The sequence below is a fragment of the Flavobacterium salmonis genome (assembly GCF_903819435.1).
Lineage (GTDB): Bacteria > Bacteroidota > Bacteroidia > Flavobacteriales > Flavobacteriaceae > Flavobacterium > Flavobacterium chungangense.
Genome location: NZ_CAIJDP010000046.1, coordinates 13,230 through 35,484, shown reverse-complemented (window position 1 = coordinate 35,484; position 22,255 = coordinate 13,230). Strand labels below are relative to the sequence as shown.

Below are 22,255 nucleotides of genomic sequence, written 5' to 3'. Positions count from 1 at the left end.
AAAAACACACTTATAAAGAAAAACAACGATTATTCCTTCTTTTTATTCTTTTCTTTTTCTTCAATACGTTTATTCCAGCCTTCACGCTCTTTAGTTAAATCATAACCTTCTTTAGACAAATAATTGTTGATTCTTCCTTTGTATTTACCAAACCAGGCATGCTTTTCTTTTGATGAACCACCATCCATGGCGTGTTCTCTGGCTTCAACTAAAGCATCATAAATATATTTTTTTTGAGCTTCGTTCAAAGTAGGGATCATATCATTATAAGCGGTTACCGTAATTGCAAGTACGCCGTAAGTCATTCCGTCTTTTACTTCAGTGATTTTCGCTTCGTTTAATTGTGTTCCTAATTTTTTCAAATAGGTTTTGTGTAATTTGGCAATTGATTTGTCGGCATCAGCCTTTAGCTTGTCGATTTTCTTGTTTTGCTTTTCTTTGGCTAAAGTAGTATCCTCTTTTACCTTTTTGATTTCAGTATCTCTTGTGTCCTGAATTTTACTTAAATCACGGAATTGCTGCGCGATAATATTATTTACAGCGTTTTCTTTTTCCTTATTGTTCAAAGCTAATTTTTCGACAATTTTCGAAGCTCTTTCATTGGTAACCTTGATGTATTCTGGATCTGCATATTGTTGTGCGCTTAATTTGCAAAAGGCAAAAAGCAAAAACAATACAGCTAATTTCTTAATTGATGTCATTTTTAAAACTTTTAAGTTAGTCTATTTTTATAATTTAAAATCGACTAATCAGTGATTTTATCAGATCTGCTCAATCTGCGTGAAAAATTACTTTCGCAGATTGAGCAGATTATTTTTTTAATTTAAATCTAACAAAGGTCTTACCAAAGTTTCTTTGTTGTTGGCTAAATCAGTCCAGTCTACTTTGATAGCCGGGTTTACACCGTTGATGTAATCTTCGATATTAGAATAACCGTCTCCGTTTAAATCTGCCTTTGCATCAGATGGATCTTTTGGATTCAGACCGTATTTTTTCTCCCATGCATCCGGCATACCGTCTTTGTCTGTATCAACATAAGGCTTCCCTTTGTATTCAGGATATCCTCCAACTTGTGAAATGTCTGTGATGATTCCTTGTTTGTATGAATCCATCGGTAAACGGCGGTGTTCAAACTGGTAGAATTCTTTTTTCTCTAATCCTTTTGCGTATTCCGGAACTCCGGTTTTCACAGTTCTTACAATTCTTTCGTCAACCTTATCTCTGATTGGCAATGTTGCACCTACATTTTTCAAAACAAATTCATAAGCATCTTCTGCTTTCATGATTTTAGAAAACCAAGGCATTGGGAAAGGTGTGTCGCTTTTCATTTTATCGAAATAAGTTTTAGCTTCATCATACCCCATTAATTCCCCTTTTTTATTTTCGATCTGGATTCCACCATCCCAGTTGTCTTTGGTTACTTTTTCGTTACCATTCACTATATTTCCTGTTACATAAGCTCTACCAAAAACCATATAAGGCAGTTTACTTCTTCCTGATTCCGGTTTTAAGATTCTGTAGCTAATAGGCTCGTTTAAATTTGTTACTGGTCCCGGTTTGTAAAAGTTATTGATGATATTGTAGTTCGCTGTATAATCACCTCCGTCTGTTGATCTGTTGTACCAGTTGTACACCACATTGTTCACAAAATTGAAGATTCCGTTCCACCCAATTGAAGGGTTTCTACCTGCATTGCTGGCCCACATATTTTTCATAAATGAACAATTTTCCCCACCTAATGTACTTCCGAAAGCGTGATTGTAGGTATCCAATGCCTCTCCGAACAGACTATTTTGAATAGTAATGTTTACGGTAGGTTTCTTTTCGTCCGGATAACCTGCACCCGGGCTGTACATATGTCGGTACATTGACATGTTTTCGTCTAATCCCCAAGTTGCAGAAACGTGGTCAATCATAATATTTCCAACAGGATTTCCTCCTATTGAATCATCTCTACGACCAACAAAAGTTTCTCCTCTGCGGAAACGCATGTGTCTTATAATTACATCGTGAGTATTAATCCAGATAGATTCTCCTGCTACACAAATTCCATCTCCTGGAGCGGTTTGTCCTGCAATAGTAATATAAGGTGCCCGAATAATTAACGGCGTTTTTATTCTGATAATTCCTGATACATTGAATACAATGATTCTGGCACCTCCTTGCTCACATGCTTCTCTCAAAGTTCCCGGACCTCTGTCCTCAAGACTTGTAACGGTGTAAACATTTCCGCCACGACCCCCAAAAGTGTACATACCTCCTCCTTCAGCTCCTGGAAAAGCAGGTATAGACGCCTGTGGTAAATCGTTTGGTCTTGATGCCCATGGAATAAAAGGCTTCCCGTGTTTGGCTTCTTCTTCAATAATAACTAATGCCTTTTCCCAGGCTTCATCTGAACGTTTATCAGCTTCATCTATAAAAGCTTTTGACTGCGCAGCCATTTCAGGACTTATTTTTGGATATTGAGCGAAGCATTTTGCATTCCCTAAAACCAACAGCGATAAGATAAATAATGCTGAATTTTTCATGTTAATTTTAATTTGGTAATTCGTTTTAAACAAATCACCTGTATCTTTTTGAGGGAATACAGGTGAAAAGTCTAATTTTAATGTTAACGTTTTATTAAGATATTAACAAAAATGCCTGATTATTTTCAGGCATTTTTAATTTATAAGTTTATTCTTGGTAATTGAAAGTTCCATTTGCATTAGCTGCATCATTCCATCCAATCGTTTGTTTTAACCATGGATTTTGTGTTAGAATAGTTAAGGTCAATCCTTTTACATAATAATTTGGTCGCCAAAGTATATTTACTGCTGTAGTAGTACCATTGTTATCCATAGGAGTTACCAAATTAGTTAATACAAAATTAGTAGTATAAAAATTCGCTAAAGCTGTTATTTGTGCATTAAAGTTTGCATCATCAGGATCTACTGTAATACTCGATCTGGCAGCAGTTAAAGGATCAGTAGATGTTGCAGTATTTTTATATTGCAAAAAGTGACCAATTCTTTGAGTACCATTTATAGGTGCCAATCCTAATTTTTGATTAGTATTATCGACTGTACCATCAACTGCATCATCACTATACAGCATCCAACGCTGAACATCCCAAAAACGTTTTCCTTCATAAGCTAATTCAACTCTTCTTTCATACAGAACAGCATTTATAGCTGCATATTTATCAGCTAATGTACCTATACCATAGTTATTAGTCGATGGAATACCTACACGGTTTCTAATTTTACCTAAATAAGCTAAAGTATTTCCAATATCTCCTTTTGCTGCATAACATTCAGCAATATTTAATAATAATTCAGCATAACGGTATTCAAAAATGTCTGTACTTGAATATTGAAAACTTGTCGCATTTGAAGCTGCAGGGTTAGACATTTTACGTACATAAGCAGGACTTGATGTTTGATTTCCATCACTAAAGTATTCTTTATTAGAAGCATCAACCCAACGATAACCCCATACAGTATTAGATGTAGCTTCTTTGTATGGCCATTTAGCCCCTGAAAATGCAAATGTTCTATAGAAACGAGGATCTCTATCTTTAAAGAAAAGAAATGGATCATAACCATTACCTACTGTTGGTTTAGAACCGTCTTTCATAGGAAACAAATCAATCATATCTTTTGGAACAGAAATTCCTCCAGTAGCAGTGGATTGGCTTTTTAAACGAATCGATTTCTCCCATGAATTATTCAGGGCAACATTAGTAGCAGAAGACAACATCTGAACCGTAATCGCTTCTTTACAAAACCCATTATCAATCAAAAACATATTAGCCCAATCTTTAGCCGATGAACCATATAGACCAAAACCATCTGCTGTTAATTGTGTTTCTGCAGCTAATCCAGCTTGTAGTGCCGCATCCCAACGGTCTGTTGCGCTATCCCAGTTTTTATTGAATAAAGGACTAGCATAGGTTAACAAAACACGTGATTTTTGAGCTAAAGCTGCTCCTCTTGTAAAACGGCCATAATCTGTCGCAACATCCCATTGTCCTGGTAATAAAGTAGCAGCCAAATCTAAGTCAGCAACTATTTGAGCTACAACCTCAGCAACAGTTGCTCTAGGTAGTTTAATACTTTCATCTGTTGAGCTTGCGGCTTGTACGGTAAGTACAATTGGCACTCCTCCATATGTACGCATCAAATCAAAATACTGAATAGCTCTCAAATAATACATTTGTCCCTTCGCCTTATCACGAAATGTTTGACTTAAAGCTGCGCCTTTTACATCTATGTCACGTAAAAAACCATTAATATCTCTAATTCTACTGTAAGCATTATTTGCCGTGCTCGAAGTTATTGTAGTTCCGTAATAAGTAGATCCGTCAGCTGCATTAACAAATGTCTTATTTGGGTTAATTAAATCGGTGATTCCTCCAATTTCTTCAGTTAGCTTTGATTGATCTGTATTATATAAACCAACCGTATTTGCTAAAGGTGATGTATATGATGAAAAGAAATCATAATACACATTATTAATATACCAGTTTGTACGTTGTTCACTTTCATAAAATGAATCATCAATCTGACCGTAATTTTTCTTATCTTCCAAGAAATCATCACTACATGAAGCACTTACAACTAATAAAAGTGCCAATGTTATATATAAATTAATCTTTGTTCTCATTGTTTCTATTAATTTAAATTTAGAATGTAATGTTTAAGTTAACTGACCATGTTCTAAGTGTTGGATAGGCTTCATACGAAGTATCATACATGTTACGATAATGGTCTGGGTATGGATTATACAAATCCCAAAGATTATTTCCTGTAACCCCAATGCTCGCATTAGAAATTTTAAGCTCAGACAAAATTTCTTTAGGAAGTTGAAAACCCAGAGTTAAGTTTCTTACTGTACAACGGAAAGTATTTAATTGCCAGAAATCTGAAGCAGAACCAAGCATTGATGAATCATAATAAGCTAGGTTAGGATATTTACCATCTGTGTTATCATCTCCATACATATCACTCCAATAACTTTCATGCGCCCACATATTATGAGTTGAACCAACACCTTGTTTCACAACATCGATAGATCTGTAACCACCCCAAGAAGTAGCGATTTGAGTTTTCATAAAAAATGATTTATAAGACATTCCTAAATTAGTTGTAAACCCATAAGTTTTATTTTTGTTAACTAACTTCGTAAAATCCTCCCCTGTCATAATTCTTCCATCTGGTCCTTTTTGAACTCCTGTTGTACTGTCAAAAACACCGCCTAAATCTTTATAAGCCAACATTCCTTTTCGCATTCCAGTTACATTTGTAATTCCATTATAATTTGGAGTACCTCCAACAGCTGTAGCTCTTTCTGTCAAATAATTCCAATAGCTTTGAATATCTTCATCAGTGCGTAAGATTCCATCATGTGTAGAAGTTTGTTTCCAAGTTTGGAATCCCCATTGTGGATAAACCAAAGATGTATCTTCTCTCCTTTGATTAGTTGATGGTAATGCATAAGGAACATCGTAATAAGTTCCTTGTTTAGCGCTAGAGAAACCAAAGTTTAACCCTATATTATACTTAACGTTTTCTTTTATTTTATCATTCCAATTAATACTGAATTCAGAACCCCAGGCATTAATAGTCGCTAAGTTTTCTTCTGCAAACCCTCCTCCTACAGATATTGGCACACCAACTGTACTTGCCGCAGCTGTTAGCATTTCAGTACTTCTGTCATAGTACAAATCTGTTGTAATTTGTAGTCTGTTTCTCAAGAATGCTAAATCAATACCAAAATTATTTTTTACAGTAGCATCCCATCCTACATTTCTGTTTGGCGATACTCTTGTATTAATTCCGCTGCCTAAAGTCCCTCCAGCTGTTGTTCCAAACACGTATCCTTTATCAGCAATAATATCATAGTATGTTGCCCAACGCCAAGGTAAAATATTATCTTTTCCGGTTTTACCAATAGAATAACGTAATTTCAAATTATTTACACCTGGTAACAAATCTCGAAACCAATCTTCTTTAGATACTACCCAACCAGCTTGTACAGAAGGGAAAAAGCCATAATAATTTTCAGGTGCAAATTTTGTAGATGCATCAGTACGGAAAACAAACTGAAATAAATATTTTGATTTATAACTATAGTTCAAACGACCTAAGTACGAAAGTGTTCCTGATTCACCTCTTAATGCTGTAGAATTTGAAGTAGATAATTTCCCTGCTGTCAAATAAGTACCTGCATAATCTGCTGTTGTCTCTTCATAAGCCAAACGCGTACTGCTATACTCTGCCTCTGATTTTTCAACACCTGCCATAGCACTAATTTCATGGTTTCCGAAAGTTCTGTCATAATTAGCAAAAAAGTTAGTTTGCGTGCTTTTATTAAAAGCAGTATCATAATACACTCTTGAATTTCTTACGTTAGTATCTATAGAATAATCTGAATCAGTTGCCCCACTAGCTAAGTGATTATCCTGAGTTTCATAATTTTTAATTCTTGCCATAACATACGGCAACTGAATTTGTTCAGTTTTATCAATATTCTCACTTCTTGCAAAAGTTCCTTTGAAAGACAGTCCTTTAATAAAAGGCACTTTATAATTCAACGACATATTAACATTATAACCAAAATCATCATTTACCGATTTAGATCCGTTATCTAAAGTTGCAAAGTAATTCCAACCCGCAATAGTTGTATTTGCATTCGCACTTCCTAAATTTCGATCAGTTCTAGGAAAAGGCGACATCCAATATTCCTGGCCATTAACTGTTGTTTGCCAAGGAATATATTTTGGCATATGAACCAAATATCCATAATCCTGTTGTTCACCTCCTCCATTAGCTTTAGAACCATAACTACTGTCATTAATGTTTGCAGAAGCTTTAGAATATGACTTTTGTGTATGACCTGTCAAGGCGGAAACAGAAGCTGAAAAATCTAAGTTTTTAGAAACCTTAGCAGTCATTCCTGTACGGAAATTCCATTTATCATACTTTTGTTCTCCAAGATTAGCCCCTTGTGTAAAATAATTAGCACCCGCGAAATAAGTGGCTTTATCATTACCTCCACTAACAGTAAGTGCGTGTTTTTGTTGTATAGCCGGTTTCCATGCTTTATCTAACCAGTCATAATTCAAACTCTTCATTTGCTCTAACTCATCTGCAGAGAAAAGACTTGAATTATTTGTTCCAGCTCTATTATCAGCAATCATAAATCGATTGGCCCAAAGTCCATACTGATACGAATTCATTGTTTTACTATGACTTACAGCATCATTTACTGCAAATTGACTAATGTAATTAAACTTAGTAACCCCAGCTTTCCCTCTTTTAGTTTTAACAATTATTGCTCCCTGAGATGCACGAGAACCATAAATAGCTGCAGAACCATCCTTTAATACAGTCATACTTTCTATCTCAGAAGGATCTAATCTATTAAAAGTTTCCAGTGTTGATCTACCTGTAGTAGGATCTATCTGAACCATATCATCAATTACAATCAAAGGAAGATCAGAACCCCCATCTTTTGACAAAGAAAATGTTTGACGAATCTGAATATCTGCTGCTGTTCCCGGGCGGCCAGAACCTCCATTAATCGAAACACCAGGAACCTGGCCTCTTAGAGCCTCTGATAAATTCGACACGGGTAAATCCTGGATTTTTTCCATATCAATAGTTGCTATAGCACCAGTGATATTATTCTTTTTCTGAGTACCGTATGCAACAACTACGATATCATCTAATACATTAGAATCTTCTTGTAGCTTAGCATCTAAATTAGTACGTCCATTCAAAGGTATTTCTGTTTTCTTCATTCCAATGAAAGAAAAAACTAATGTTGCACCAGGCTTTACAATAATTTCATACCTACCACTGTAATCCGTAGTAACGGTATTTTTCGATGACTTTTCAGTTACGTTAACTCCAGGTAATAGCAGCCCTGAATTATCTGTAACGGTACCAGTGATCTTAATTTGACTGCTTCCATTTTGGGCATAAGTGACAATGCTCATCAATGCAAACAAAATAAAACTACATCTTTTGATAAGTGCTTGTTTCATAAATTTTTGATTTAGTTAGATTAATAGTTAGGTTAGTTTAGTTTATAAAAATATATTTTTATTGTTGTTGAAAAATGCTGCATTTATACGGCTTTTAAATACCTGCAAAATTTTAAACGTTAAAACTACATTTATTACTTGGTTTCAAAAATATAATGATTGAAAATCACAACTGTCCTGTGGCATCCTGCTTCGATATTATCATCAAAAAAAATCCAATAAAAAAACTATATCAACAAAAAAATGTAAGACAAAATAGAGTAACACTAAAAAAAATGAGGAAATTTTGAATATAACAATATACAAATAAAATAAGTAAGAAAAAATGCCCACAAATAGACAGGTTTTAGCAAACACATTAAAAAAACAGTAATTTAATTTAATTCTTTCTTCTTAAAAACATTGTAGGAAATCGATTTCTTTCAGCGAAACATCTTACAAAAAACAGCATTTCGGGATAATAATAAAAAATCAAAAAAATTTATAAAAAAAATTAAAACCAACTTTTATATAGGTTAATACTTATTAATGCCCTTTAAGATTTATCGTAAGTTTTGAGTGTTAAGACTATTACAACATTAATAAAGAATTATAGTACGTTTAAAACTGTACTTCTTCATTCCCTTAAACGTTAATCTGTCTACTTTTCTTTCCTGAAGTCTGAAAATGAGTATTGCCTTTTTCCAAAAAGAAAAGCAGGAAAATGACCTGCTTCAAAGTTCTTAAAATGATTTAGAGTTACATACACCTGACCTTTATTAGTAAAAAAGTTGATAGACAGTTTATAGACTTAAAAACTAATATTGAAAATAAAATGGTTGTAAGTATTTAATAATTATGATCATGTTTAATTTTTAGGATTCCAGCCATTTAACACCTTTTCCAAACCGTAGTTTTTTAGATCAGATTTTTTCAATTGATGTGACCATGAAACTCTTTTAGACATATCTTTTGCGCCCTCCCCTTTACTGCCTGATTCTGCATAATAAACCGTTTTTTCCTTGTCAGGGAAATTTTTATCACCTTTCCATGGATTCCAACCTTCGGGAACAATATGTGCGCCCAATTCTGCATTGATAAACACTGTTTTTGCATATGGCCTCCACGGACGTCCCAGAAAAACCTTATCTACTGTGCTCTCTTTTGCAGTAAGCTTGCAATCTACAAATACAAATCCGTATTTATCTTCCTGGGGTGTTGATGCCGCAGTCACATAAGAATTGCTTAAACTTTCAATAGTACAATTGTAAAAATAAGCTGTTGCAGCACCGAAAATAAAATCGACAGTACCACTGATATAACAGTTTTCGAAATAATTTCGGGTTCCCCCTTTTGCTAAATACAAAGTGTCCTGATTTCCTAAAATTGAACAGTTTTTCACAAAAACCCTGTCACCTTCAGTATGCAGAGCCACTGCCTGACCTACTTTACCAGCTGTATTTTCTACAGTCAGATTTTCTACAGAACAATCATTTCCCTGAACTAACAAAGTATAAGACGTATAAGTACTAAATTTTGTATCTCCCGTAACGTCAATTCCTCTAAAGGGTTTTCCGGAATAATCATTGTATGAAATAAGTGTCTTTTCTCTGTCTGAACCTTTTAAAGTAATATTTCTTTTAAAAGCCGGAATTACTACCTTTTCATTATAAATACCCGATTTGATTGTAATGATAACTCGTTTTTCTGCGTGATCCCTTACTTTGTTAATCGCCTCCTGAATGGTTTTAAAATCTCCGGATCCATCCTGTGCCACAGTTAATTCAAATCGGTTATCTGTTGTTTGCGCTGATGATAAAGCAGATATGAATGCTAAAAATAAAGTAACAATATATTTCATAAGATTTTATTTTTTAGCCATGTAAATTATATAACATTCTTTAAGTTTTAAAAAACAGAACTTATATGACTTATATGGTAAATTATTTTTTAATGAGAAAGCCACACAGACATTTCGCCTTTTCCGTGATTTCCCCATGCAAAATAAGGAATTAATTTGATACTGTATTCCTTGTTGTCTTTTGTAGAAATAGGTTTGTACAATTTTTTATCCCATGAATTATCTGGAGTAATTGATGAACTGGCAGTTATACTCAACAATTCTCTATTGTCTATTTTTATAAAATTTGTAGTGAATTTAGAATTCAAATCCAAAACAACATCATTTACTTTTACATTTGCCGGAAGTTCATTTGATTCCAGACAATATACAATTGGTCCTCTTTTTACCGCTACCTGATTTTTTACTTCTTCTACCAATGGATTTGCCTGCATCAACTCCACCGGCATTGGGATATTCAATTCGATGACATCTCCCTTTTTCCACTTTTGTGCTATTTTTTGGTAGAATCCGGAAGCAATTGCATCACTAATATTTTTGCCATTTACAGCAATCGTTGTCCCCTGGCTCCATCCTGGAATTCTCAATAAAAAAGTATAAACCTCTTTCGGAGCTTTTACTATTTTTAAAGTAACTTTTCCATCCCAGGGATAATTTGTCTGCTGTTCAATTTCAATTTTTTCTCCTGCAAGTGTTGTTGAATTCAGATTATTACTTCCGTATAAATTCACATACAAGCCTTCTTTCGAAAAGTTATAAGCATAATTGCTCACCTCAGCAATCGTTCTGGTTACGTTTGGCGCACAGCAGTTTGACAAAGCGATATAACCTTCACGTTCTTTGCTCCATCTTTGTTTGAAAGGCAAATCTTTGGAAACATTCAGCGGATTGTTATAAAAGAATTCTTTTCCTTCCAGACTGATTCCTGACAAAACACTATTGTATAAAGCTAATTCCACAATATCCGCATATTTGGCATCTCCTGTAATCTGAAGCATTCTCCAGTTCCACAACACATTTCCAATATTAGCACAGGTTTCGGTATGAGCTGTAGCATTTGGCAATTGGAAAGGTCTTCCGTAGGCCTGATGAATTTTTTGCACATCGGTTGGATTATACGAAGTTCCATCTGGAGAAACCCCGTCATACAAAGAACCGCAGGCTCCTGTGATATACATTTTTCTATATGTTACATCATCCCAAATTGATTCCAGGTTATCCAGTAATTTTTTCTCTCCGGTTTCTGCGTATAAATCGGCTACACCTGCGTACAGGTAATTAGCTCGTACGGCATGACCCATTGCGGTAGTTTGCTGTCTAAACGGAATCCTGTCCTGATTATCGTCTGTTCCATCATTGGTCGTCCCTCTAATATCGATTAGATTATTGGCCAATTCCAAATATTTTGGATTTTTCGTCGTACGGTACATTTCGACAATTCCCATATAATGTGAAGGGCAGATTGCATTTCTTGCCAATTCCGGTGAAGCTTTTTTGTAGAAATCATATAGGAAATCGGCAACGCCTTTGGCAATGTTTAAAAAATTAGTTTTTCCTGTCGCCCGGTAATGAATACAAGCTGCAGTCATTAAATGTCCCATATTGTATTTCTCAAAACCCAATTGTTTCTTCACTTCTTCCGGCCCAAGCGTTCCCCAGCGTTCGTCGATTAAAACCGGTGTATGCAGATAGCCGTCTTTTCGCTGTGCTTTCGCGAAAAGTGCAATGGCTTTATCCATTTCTGCATCAAGTTTTTTATCTTTAGTAACTGCATATGTCGCTGCCATTCCTTCAAAAATTTTATAAAAATCCCCGTCATGAAAAGATGGTCCTTTGAAAGTTCCTTTGCTTTCTCCAGCTGCAATTTCAAAATTTTTGTAAGCGTGCGAAACCTCATCATTATGATACAAGTCCCACATATAAGGTAATGTATTCTGGGTTTCAACATCAAATTGTTCTTTCCAAAAACCGTTTGTCCATTTTACATCCTGCAAACCTACACTCTGTAATTTAGAATAAGGGCTTTCAGAATTGGCTACCAAACCTTTGTTTTGGGCAAAAATTACTGTTGAAAGGAATAAAGACGATAGGATAATGTGCTTTTTCATTTGATATAATTTTTTATCTCCTTGATATGATGAATCTTAGGGAGGTTAATTTTTCTCGCAGATTTAGCAGATTTGGGAGATTATTTTTTTGCTTTTAAATTGAAATCTTAGCAAATTTCTTAAATCAAATCTGCTTCAAATCTTTCTATCATTTCACAAGGAAATTAATTTTACGGCTCATTGTATCGCCATCTGCATCTTTAACTGTTAATACAAAAGATGCTAATCCTGGTTCAATAGGCGTAAACTGAACTTCTTTTCCTTTTAAGACTACTCTCCCATTAGTAAGATCGGAAAAAGTAAATACCGGGGTTGTTTCGTAACCTTTAAAATAGTCTGCAGCATTTAAAACTGTTTTCTCACCCGATTTTATAAAGAAATGCGGCTGTGCCATCCAGTCTAAATAATTATCTAATTGCGTAAATCCGTCTTCATCTAAATCTAAATTCGCATCTGAAAAATCTCCTGCTTTAGAATTTTCGTTTAAACTGAATGCTTTTTCCCACCAGTCCGGCAAACCATCATGATCCGTATCCCAGTCTTCAGGACGGGTTTCTGATGCAAAATCTGGCCATCCTCCGGCATCAGATTCGTTATCTATCATTCCGCCTAAACCGCTTTTACTTCCTTTGTATGTAAAAGTTCCTCTTAAAGTTTCCTCTATAATTCGGTTATCGTGTTTATCAAAAAATGGCTGATTCGCACCAACATCTGAAAGCACATTTTTATAAGCTCCATTTGCTGACTGCGTATTTACATAAGAATCAAAGAAAGGTTTGTCTACAAATGTCTCATAGTCTACTTTATCGTTATTAGTAATGGTTCTTTTTCTGCCTTTTTCCTGAGATTTCTCATCAAAATAGCCAGGCATTACATTTCCGTCAAAGAAGTAACGCTGCATTCCTTTACCAACTCCCTCGTGCTGTGCATTTAGTGCTACAAAAATCCCTGTTGAAGCACCCGGTTTATAGAAATTATTTACAAAATTCACTTCGTTTGCTCCACCGTCAGTAGTTCTTTTTCCCCAGTTGTAAACGACATTGTTTCGAATATCAATTCTTCCGGTATAAAATCCGTCACCGCTTAAACCTCCTCCAATACTCCAGTTACGGCCATAATTATGTGCCAGTAAATTGTGGTGAAAACTTCCGATATCACCTCCAATGGTAGCAGCATATCCGTGCATTTTTCCTGCTTCATATTTATCGTGTCCTGCCACATTCAAAGCCTCCGAAATTAAAGTTCTCTGTAATGTAATGTGATGTGCGCCACGGGAACTGAACGATTCATCAATAGTCCAGCTGATGGAACAATGATCAATTATGCTAAAGTTAGCACCTGTTAGTCCCATACCGTCAAAAGTAGTTCCCCCACCGATTCTAACTTTCAAAAACCTAATAACACTGTCATCACCCGTCAAACCAATTGGTGCACGGCTAATCGTAATTCCTTCGCCCGGAGCTGTCTGTCCTGCAATGGTAATGTATGGCTGATTTACCACTAATCTTGATTTCAATTGAATATTACCCGAAACATTAAACACAATGGTTCTTGGTCCTATTTGCTGATTAATGGCGTCACGTAAACTTCCAGGTCCGTCATCGTTAAGATTGGTTACTTCAACCACTTTCCCGCCACGGCCTCCAACGGCAAAACGTCCGTAACCTTCTGCTCCCGGAAAAGCCAATTGAGCCGGTTTGAAAGACCACAAATTTCCTAGAGTGACATTTCCTTTAGCATCTATTTCATCAACACGCCAGTAGTACGTTGAACCGCTGTATAAATCAGAAACTGAAAATGTTCTGTCCATTAATTTACCTTTGAATTCTTTTGATGATTCAACAGCATTGGCAACAGCATTTTTATCTTCTCCAAAAAACAATTTATGTGCCACTGCGTTTTTTGGAGCATCCCATTCCAGCAAAAACTTTTTGTCTGTTGTAACAACATGTTCATTTGCATTTTCCGGTTTTGGAGAACGCGCCTGATTCATTAAGTTAGGTGTATCAATTTCAAAACCATTGATTACGATTTGCTTTACAATATCAGGATTTGTTGTTAGGTCAATTTCAAAACGAATAATAACTTCTTTCGATTTTACTGCATTAAAAATAATATATGCCATAGAGGCATCTATTTTCGCATTCGCTCTCTCACTGGCATTGATTGTTTCCGCTAATTTTCCGTTTACAAAGATTTTTATTGGTGAAAAAGTTTTTCCGGCGATAACATCAAAAGCATTGTGAAAAGTTAAAAGCGTGTGTTTTCCTGGCTTTAACCCACTGACTTTCATTTCCAGATTTTCTGCTGTAACCAGTCCGTCAGCTCCCAATCTATTGTAAAATGGAGCATTCATCCCCACTTTATACCATTTCGAACTAAAATTTCCTTTCAGTTTAAATGTTACACCATTAAAAGTTTTTTGGTCTTCTTTCATTTCATTTACAACCCATGAGTCATAACCCGGAGCATGAACTTCTTCCAGTCTTCTCTGAAAAAAATCAAAATCGACCTTTATAATTTGTTTATTTTGTGCCTGTCCGTTGGCAGTTAAAAGCAATGCTAAAGCAGCAGTGCTAAAAAATTTCTTTATCATTTTAATTAGTAATAGTTAGTTTAATTTTTTCTTTTCTTCTATTGAAATCCCTAACAGATTTATAATATCTTTTTTTCTTCCTTCCGGAGTTACTTTAATAACTTTCAATTCGCCATTAATTAATTCAACCTCAATTGTTGTATTTTGTTTAGCATGTAATTTAAAATGAACGTTCCATTCTTTTGGCCAGGCAGGAAAGAGATAAATTTTTCCATTGACTTCCTGTAAAAGCATTTCCTGCATGCCAATCATTCCCGATCCGCCCCAATTATGATCTGGAACCCAATCAAATCCTGGTCCCCAAAATGCAGGAAAACGTCGGTCTGAATTGGACATTTTCAACAAATTATATTTTGCTGCTTCTTCGGTTAAGCCTAATCTTGCCGAAAATATATTATCCTGTTTCCAGCCGATATGACTTCTGAATTTTATTGCATCCGAATCGTATTTCCATGTATTCAAAGCCGTTTCTAAATCGGGTTTTCCAACTCCGTAAATTCCCCACGGATATACCGGATACAATTGTGGCACTTCGGTATTATTAATTCGTTCCCATGTTTTTGCCGGAAGTAGCACTTTGTGGTTTTCGATAGTTCCAAAATTCAAAGGAGGGATCCGGTTTTGAAAACTTTTCATGTATTCTGTGTCTTCTTTGGACAATTCTTTTTCAGAAAGGTTTAAAAGATTTTCCGTAATTATTTTCAATGCCGAAATAGTGCTGTTGGCATTGTTGGTCATTTTGTACGTTTCGACAGCAGAACCCGGAAACAGTACTAAATGCCCGTTTCCATCCAAAGCTTTTCTGCCTCTTTTCTTAGCTAAATATTGATAGTGTTCGTCAAAAAAACGAAGACAACTAATGATGAATGGATTGTATTTCTGAATATCTTCTCCTGCATATTCTTTCTGCTTCAACATCATCTGGCAAAACTCAAAAACAGTATCCCATTCATATTCGAGCCAGGCATTATACTCCATTCCCGGATCATAATCTACTGGACGTTTCCATTCGTATTCTGTAGGATTTGGCAAACCAAAATTTTCTAATTGTTCGGCAAACGATGCTCCATTGTGGTTCCAATAGACTTTGCTTCTTAATTCAGCATTTTTCTGAAGGCTCAAATAATAATCAAGCTGTGATTTCATCATATCAAAATCACCGCTTTTTACCATCGGATGATACACTAACCTTTGATTTTGAGCAGTCATTGTTCCGCCTCCCCAATTTCTGAAATCAGGTGTAAAATTCAAATCGGGATTTGTAAAAACGGGATCAACTGTAAACAATCCACCATTGAATTTGGTTGGATATTTCCCGTAGGCATTGCATCCTAACATGTAACGGAATAACTGATAATTCTGCCCTATTTGATACAACGAATCTTTTGCAGTCGATTGATTTTTTTGTGTAAAAATAAAACTGCGGTTCCAGAAATTATTCCACCATTTTTGAGTGTTTTTTTTAGCTTGTTTTGAAGTGCTTTTATTGGATGAAATCAAACTTTTCAATCCATTATCCCAAGTAGAAAAATCAGATTGATTGGTATTTAAATAAATTTCTAAAGAATGTTTTTTCGATGGTTTTATGCTTGATAAGTTATAACCTTTAAAATCAGTTGACTGGTATTTTCCTAAGTAAGTTCCGTTTGGTTTTAAATTTTCGCCTTTAATAAATCCGCCGAAAGTCAGATTCGCAATCGGATTCAGCATTTGGTCTTTAACCGATTCCATTTTCTGTTGCTTAACTGCAACATCAAAAACAGTATTTTCTCTATTTCTGTGGTAGAATTTTATACCGTTATTTTCAAACGAAATGGAATCTTTATACGTAATAAGCTCTCCTTGAGGAGCCCATTTATAGGAATTAGCGTTGTTTTCTTTTCCTTTCGGATAACGATTTTGAAAACGCCAGCTTTCATAAGAAGTAGTCATTTTAAGCGAAGTTTTACTTTCTAAATCAACATGAATAATCGGTTTAAAAATGTCCACCCAAAGTTTTATTTTAGTATTATTCTGTCCAACTAAAACATATCCATCTTTCAGTTTTAATTCCTGATGAAAGCCATCTTTTCCTTCAAACGGATTCGGACTTAAATTAATTTTTACTCTTCCTAATTTCAATAAAGTATTATGCTCATCGAAAGTCCCACTTCGTGAAAAATAAAAATACAAATCGCCTTTCTCCACCCAGACATTCATACCAATATCACCTCCACCCAAAGGCATAGATTCTGATGAATTGTTGCTTTGCGTTGTCCATATTTGATTGTAATTATCAAGCGCAGGGATTTGCGCTTTAAGGCAAATCGTGGTAAAGAAAAGTATTAATAGTATATTATTTCTCATCGTTCTATCTCCTGCAAGATTCTGAAAACCTTGCAGTTATTTTATTTTTTTTTATTTTCTCTCACAGATTTATTCTCATTCTTTGTCATTTCGACGAAGGAGAAATCTTCGTTGCATAATCGACAAAGATTGCGGAGCTACTTGCGAAGATTTCTCCTTCGTCGAAATGACAAACTAGAGGTTAAAAAACCATTAAACAATTATAAATTACCACTCATCCGTCCTAAAAGAAGAAACCGGCAAACCTCCTGCACTAAACAATTCCGCTTTAGCGAAATCTTTCCATAAATATCTTACTGCAACTGGATTTTTTACTTTATCAGAAGTCAAAACCACTGATTTTCTTCTTACCATAGTTTTCGCCGGATAAAAAACTTTGTCTTCACCAGCAATTTCAAAACCGGTAACTTCTTTATCATAAGACGTAATTCCGTTTGCAACATCATCAAAAGAAACCGTAACCGAACCGTCTTTTATTTCCATCGATTTGTATTTCGGACTTTCAAATTCGAAACCTTCGATTCCGTAAGTTCTTGCTAAAGCCTGAAAAGCCAATCGGTTTCCTCCTTTTTCTTTGTCCATCGGATGAATATTGTTTTCTTCTCCAACGTCCATTAAAACTGCCATTGCTGAGTTTGGAATTTCCTTTGAAGCCTTAAACTGCGCTTCTCTTAAATAAGCTGAATTGTATTTTTCTAAATAATCTTTCGGATGAAATGAGGCATAATTAAATGGCGCAATCTGAGCAAAATAAAAAGGAAAATCGCCCTGATTCCACATCGTTCTCCAACTGCTGACCATTTTTTTCATCAAAGCAGTATATTCCGAAGCTCTTTCGTAATTCGATTCACCTTGGTACCAAATACAACCTTTGATTCCGTAACCAATTACAGACGAAAGCATTCCGTTAAATAAAGTTGTCGGCACACGATTGGGATCTTTTGCTAATTCTTCTTTGGTAGTTGGGATTTTGGCACTTGCGAAATCTTTCAGCATTTCTTTGTTCATCCACGCTTCCATGCTCGAACCTCCGTAAGAAACATGAATTAAACCAACCGGAACATCTAAAACTTCTTGTAACAGCGATCCAAAATACCAAGCTGTTGCACTAAAATTAGATGTTGATTTTGGGGAAGCTGTTTCCCATTTTCCTTCAAAATCTTGCAAAGGTTCTAAAACAGTTGCTCTTGGAATTGTAATTAAACGAATGTTTTTATTTGCTGATCTTACGATGATTTCATTTCCGTTTTTAACGGGTTGTCCTTGAAATCCTTTCAACGGCATTTCCATATTCGACTGACCTGAACAAAGCCAGACTTCACCCAGCAAAACATTTTTGATGGTTACTTTTTCCGCTCCTTCTGAAACTTCAATCGTGTGTGGACCACCAAAAGAAGAAGTCTGTAATTCTGTTTTCCATTTTCCAGAAGCATCTGCTTTTACCTTGTAGGTTTTAGAATCCCATGAGGTTTTGATTACGACGTTAGCGTTCTTTTCTGCCCATCCCCAGATTGGTGCGATAGATTTTTGCTGCAGCATCATATTGTCGGTAAACAATGCTGGTAATTTGATTTTGGCATTGATTTGAAAACTTGCTAAAATCGTTAATAATGCAATAATTGATTTTTTCATATTGTGTTTTTTTCCTCCGCGAATTCACGAATTATTTTTAAATTCAGATTAATAAAAAATTCATGAATTCGTGGCTAACATTTTATTTTTCTTTTACAATACTCACTGGCCCTATTAATCCAGCTTTCAACAACGGCTCTCCTTCTAAACGGAATGGCGCTGTTGTCCATGTCAATCTATCTTCTTTTGGAAGTTTTTGATCGCCTATTAAACGGTTTGCCCAGGTATTCGTAATTTTTATTATGATTGTGTTTTTTCCTTTTTGTAATGCCTGTGAAATATCAGTTTTGAAAGGGAAAGTCCAAATTGTTCCGCAGTCTTTTCCGTTGATTGAAACCTCTGCGATATTGGCTATTTCGCCTAAATCAAGCCATATTTTATTAGCATCTTTTCCTTTCCAAATGAAGTCTTTTTTGTAAACCAAAGTTCCTGCATAATATTTAATCTGATCGTTTTCAGAAGTGCTCCAGTCAAAAAGTTTATTTGTTTTTACGACTTCTTTCGGACCTTTAAATTCAGTATCAAACTGTAATTCCCAATTCTCATCTAAAGCCTGAACTTTTTCAAATTCAGAAGATTTTCCTTTAGCTAAAACATCTTTCGTTTCGTCTTTAAAAATCACAAAACCGGATTCGTTGGCCTCTAAATTTATTGAAACGATTGTTCTTCCGTTTTCTATTTTCCAATTGGCTAAAGTTGTCGTTTTATCAGTCACCGGATTGTACCATTGCGGAATTTTTCCTGCTATTCTAAACGAAGCATCAAATATTCTCTTTGCTGAATTTTGATTTGAAAGGAAATATAAATCTTCGTTTTCTGCTTTTCGGTGTGTGTAGGCAATAGTTTCTGAATCGGTTCTGTTCAGGTTCGGAAAATAAACATCTTGTGTAATTCCGATGGAAGCAAAATCATTTCCTAAATAAGGTAATTTGATAACCGTTCCTTTTTCAATTTTCCATGTTGATGAATTGGCATTATTCCAGATTTCAGCAATTATATTCTGCCATTTTTTTTGATCCGCTTCTGACTGAATTCCGGGTTGAATGTTTGGTTTTTCATCTACAAAAATCGTTGCGCCGTCTTTAAGCAACTGCAGGATTTTTTCGGCGGAAGCCAAAGATAAAACCTTATTTGGCGCCATTTTATGACTTTCCGGAAAGAATAAAGCGCCATATTCTATTCCTCCATCAAATGAAATTTTTCCGTTTATTACTTTTGCTCTGTTGATTAAAACATCGGCATTGAAAGAATCGTATTGATAACCATTTAACGGATTAATCCATTGTGATAAATCGGTAATATTTTTAGAATAGGTCACTTCCTTAGGCATTTTAGCCGTAGGCTGACCTTCATTTTCCAAACGTATTTTCTCACTTTCGATTCTTTCTTTTCCAAAAACATTCGGAATAAAAGGCATCAAACGATCTGGAACAAAAGAACGAGAAGGAAAATCTTCACCAATAAAAACTGCCAAATCAATTACTGGTTTTCCTTTTTGCAATTGAAACTGCACTCTTTGGCAATAATCAAACCAGGCTTTTCCGGGTTTCCACCAAGTTTGGTCTCTCTGGAAAAAAGTTCCAATATCGTCTAAAGTCATTCCAGGTTTTCTATCCGTCCAGGGATTATGCACAAAAACGTGATAGAATAAACGGTTAATTCCTAAAGCGTAATTGCGGTCTGCAGTTGTTTTTAGATTTCCGGGATGTTCATCCCAATCCATTCGCAAAGCCGTAAAAGATTCCGCCTGAATAATATCTTTTCCATAAATATGTCCGCCCGAAATGGCATCGACCATATCAAAAGGTTTGTCGTGCGTTGGGCTTTTCAGCCAAAATTCTCCACCTGGATAATCAACATATTTATAATGCAACAACGCATCACTCATCATTGTTGGCGCAACGTTTTCTGAACTTAACTTAACGTTGTATTCTTTTGCAATCTGAGCGACAGTTCCGTAGAAATTATCGGCAACTAAATCGGCAATTGTTTTTCTAACATCGTATAAAACTTTCTCTGAGAAATCGGCACTTTCTATCGGAATTCCAGCCATAACTGGGAGATAATCTACAAGATCGTAGCCACGTCTCTTTTTAAATTCGGACTGAAAAACCGAAGACCAGTTCTGGCTTCCGCATTCCCAGCTGTCAAAATGAAGGATTTCCAAAACTTTTGAAGCCAGTTCAGGACCAGCAGAACGAACGGCTTCTCCAAACCAATGATCCAATTGAAAACGAATTAATTCTGGATTAAATTTGTCTACTTCTAATCCTTTTCCTGCTCCACCAGTTGCATTTTCATGTCCGGTCGAAGTATGTCCCATTCGGATAATTTTCCATTTTCCTTTTGGGGCTTTCCAGTTCAGATTTCCGTCAGCATCAACAAAATTGGAAATATTAATAATTTCTGATTTTTTGAATGCATCTGTATTTGGTATTTGTTTTTCAGTAGTTTCTGGAGTCAGACGCCAAATCGCTCCTGATTTTCCTTCGTAATTATTGATTAAGGACTGATTTGAAAGTGTAATTTTACTTACTTTCAGGTTTTGTTTCCATTTTGCAAAATCCAAATCTTCTGCTCCTGGTTCTGTTCCTACTGGATCATAAACAAACCTGAAATATTTTGCCGTAACAGGCGCAATGGTATGCGTGTTTGGAAAATCCATATCCTGCCAGCCGTGACGCGGTGCAATCAGTCTTTCGTGGAATTTAAAATGAACTCCGTCATCACTCACTTCCACAATTAAGCGCTGTGCCTGATAATCTCTTCCTTTGGTTTCAATTACAATCGATTTGCAGGTAAAAGGCTGAGCAAATTCGTACTGAATCCAGCCTGCATCGGCAAACTTGAAATTTTCGTCTTTTTTAGGATCAGCCAAAAATGAAGCATCTGAATTATTTGATGTTGTAACTTTTGGCAATTGAATTTGTGATGTTGTTTGATATTCTTTTATCGGAATAGCAAAAGTCGCAATGTCTTTATAATAGTCTTTGTAATGTTCCGGAACGGGAAGTTTTGAAGCTGCTTTTTTTCCTCCTAAAATTTCAGTTGTGGACCAAACCACTCTCTGCATCGACATTTCGGGCGTTATCCACGGACCTCCTGCAACAGCAAATCCATCTGCTCCATGAAAAGCCAATTTTAAACCTAAACGATCTGCTTCTTTAAAAGCCCAATGAATCATATCCCAAAATTCAGGAGTCAATTGTAAAACAGGAGGATCAATTAATGGTGGATTTACCGGACCTTTAATGGTCATTAAATACGCACCTGCAATTCCGGCTTGTTTCATAGCTTCTAAATCGGCTGTGATTCCAGCTTTAGAATACGCCGATTTCATCCAATACCAATACACCCAAGGTTTTGAGGATTCTAATGTTGGCTGAAAAGATTCTTTTTTATAAACTTCTTGCGCAGAGACGAAGCTTGCGAGGAGTAAAAAGATAATAGTCGAAAGTTGGAAAGTCCAAAGTCGAAAGTCTTTTTTGAAAAGAAAAATTTGGTTGCGGTTAGACATTTTACTGTTATTTTTCATTTGTTTTGTCATTTCGACGTAAGGAGAAATCTTCATAAGTAGCTCCGTAACGAAAGTCCAATCTTTGTGGAATCTCTTGCGAAGATTTCTCCTTACGTCGAAATGACAAACTGTATCTTTTAACTTTTAGTTTTTAATTTTAAAATTATCAATTATCAATTATCAA

The 22,255-nt window shown here is 35.5% G+C and carries 10 protein-coding genes; all 10 read right to left on the bottom strand.

Annotated features, from left to right (window positions below; all coding sequences use genetic code 11):
• Positions 1 to 29: 29 nt before the first annotated feature.
• Positions 30 to 701, bottom strand: a complete 672-nt coding sequence (locus FLACHUCJ7_RS00860; RefSeq protein ID WP_180907547.1) for a DUF3826 domain-containing protein — start codon at positions 699 to 701, stop codon at positions 30 to 32.
• A 117-nt stretch (positions 702 to 818) separates the two neighbouring features.
• On the bottom strand, positions 819 to 2,528 hold the full coding sequence (locus FLACHUCJ7_RS00855; protein ID WP_180907546.1) for a pectate lyase family protein: 1,710 nt from the start codon (positions 2,526 to 2,528) through the stop codon (positions 819 to 821).
• 148 nt (positions 2,529 to 2,676) lie between these two features.
• A complete protein-coding gene (locus tag FLACHUCJ7_RS00850; RefSeq protein ID WP_180907545.1) occupies positions 2,677 to 4,647 on the bottom strand; it encodes a RagB/SusD family nutrient uptake outer membrane protein in 1,971 nt (656 codons plus the stop codon).
• Between the two features lie 19 nt (positions 4,648 to 4,666).
• The gene (locus FLACHUCJ7_RS00845; protein WP_180907544.1) at positions 4,667 to 8,032 is read right to left on the bottom strand and encodes a SusC/RagA family TonB-linked outer membrane protein; all 3,366 of its coding nucleotides are present in this window, start codon (positions 8,030 to 8,032) and stop codon (positions 4,667 to 4,669) included.
• An 847-nt stretch (positions 8,033 to 8,879) separates the two neighbouring features.
• Positions 8,880 to 9,872 (bottom strand): pectinesterase family protein, encoded by a 993-nt coding sequence (locus tag FLACHUCJ7_RS00840; protein ID WP_180907543.1) that lies wholly within the window; start codon positions 9,870 to 9,872, stop codon positions 8,880 to 8,882.
• An 89-nt stretch (positions 9,873 to 9,961) separates the two neighbouring features.
• Positions 9,962 to 11,980: an aceric acid hydrolase gene (locus tag FLACHUCJ7_RS00835; RefSeq protein WP_180907542.1), complete on the bottom strand. Its 2,019-nt coding sequence runs from the start codon at positions 11,978 to 11,980 to the stop codon at positions 9,962 to 9,964.
• 148 nt (positions 11,981 to 12,128) lie between these two features.
• Entirely contained in the window at positions 12,129 to 14,576 is a 2,448-nt protein-coding gene (locus FLACHUCJ7_RS00830; RefSeq protein ID WP_180907541.1) for a pectate lyase family protein, read from the bottom strand.
• A 15-nt stretch (positions 14,577 to 14,591) separates the two neighbouring features.
• On the bottom strand, positions 14,592 to 16,922 hold the full coding sequence (locus tag FLACHUCJ7_RS00825) for a DUF5703 domain-containing protein (protein ID WP_180907540.1): 2,331 nt from the start codon (positions 16,920 to 16,922) through the stop codon (positions 14,592 to 14,594).
• Between the two features lie 207 nt (positions 16,923 to 17,129).
• Positions 17,130 to 18,554, bottom strand: a complete 1,425-nt coding sequence (locus FLACHUCJ7_RS00820) for a sialate O-acetylesterase (protein ID WP_180907539.1) — start codon at positions 18,552 to 18,554, stop codon at positions 17,130 to 17,132.
• A gap of 82 nt (positions 18,555 to 18,636) precedes the next feature.
• Positions 18,637 to 22,089, bottom strand: a complete 3,453-nt coding sequence (locus tag FLACHUCJ7_RS00815; RefSeq protein WP_230408770.1) for a glycosyl hydrolase — start codon at positions 22,087 to 22,089, stop codon at positions 18,637 to 18,639.
• Positions 22,090 to 22,255: the final 166 nt, after the last annotated feature.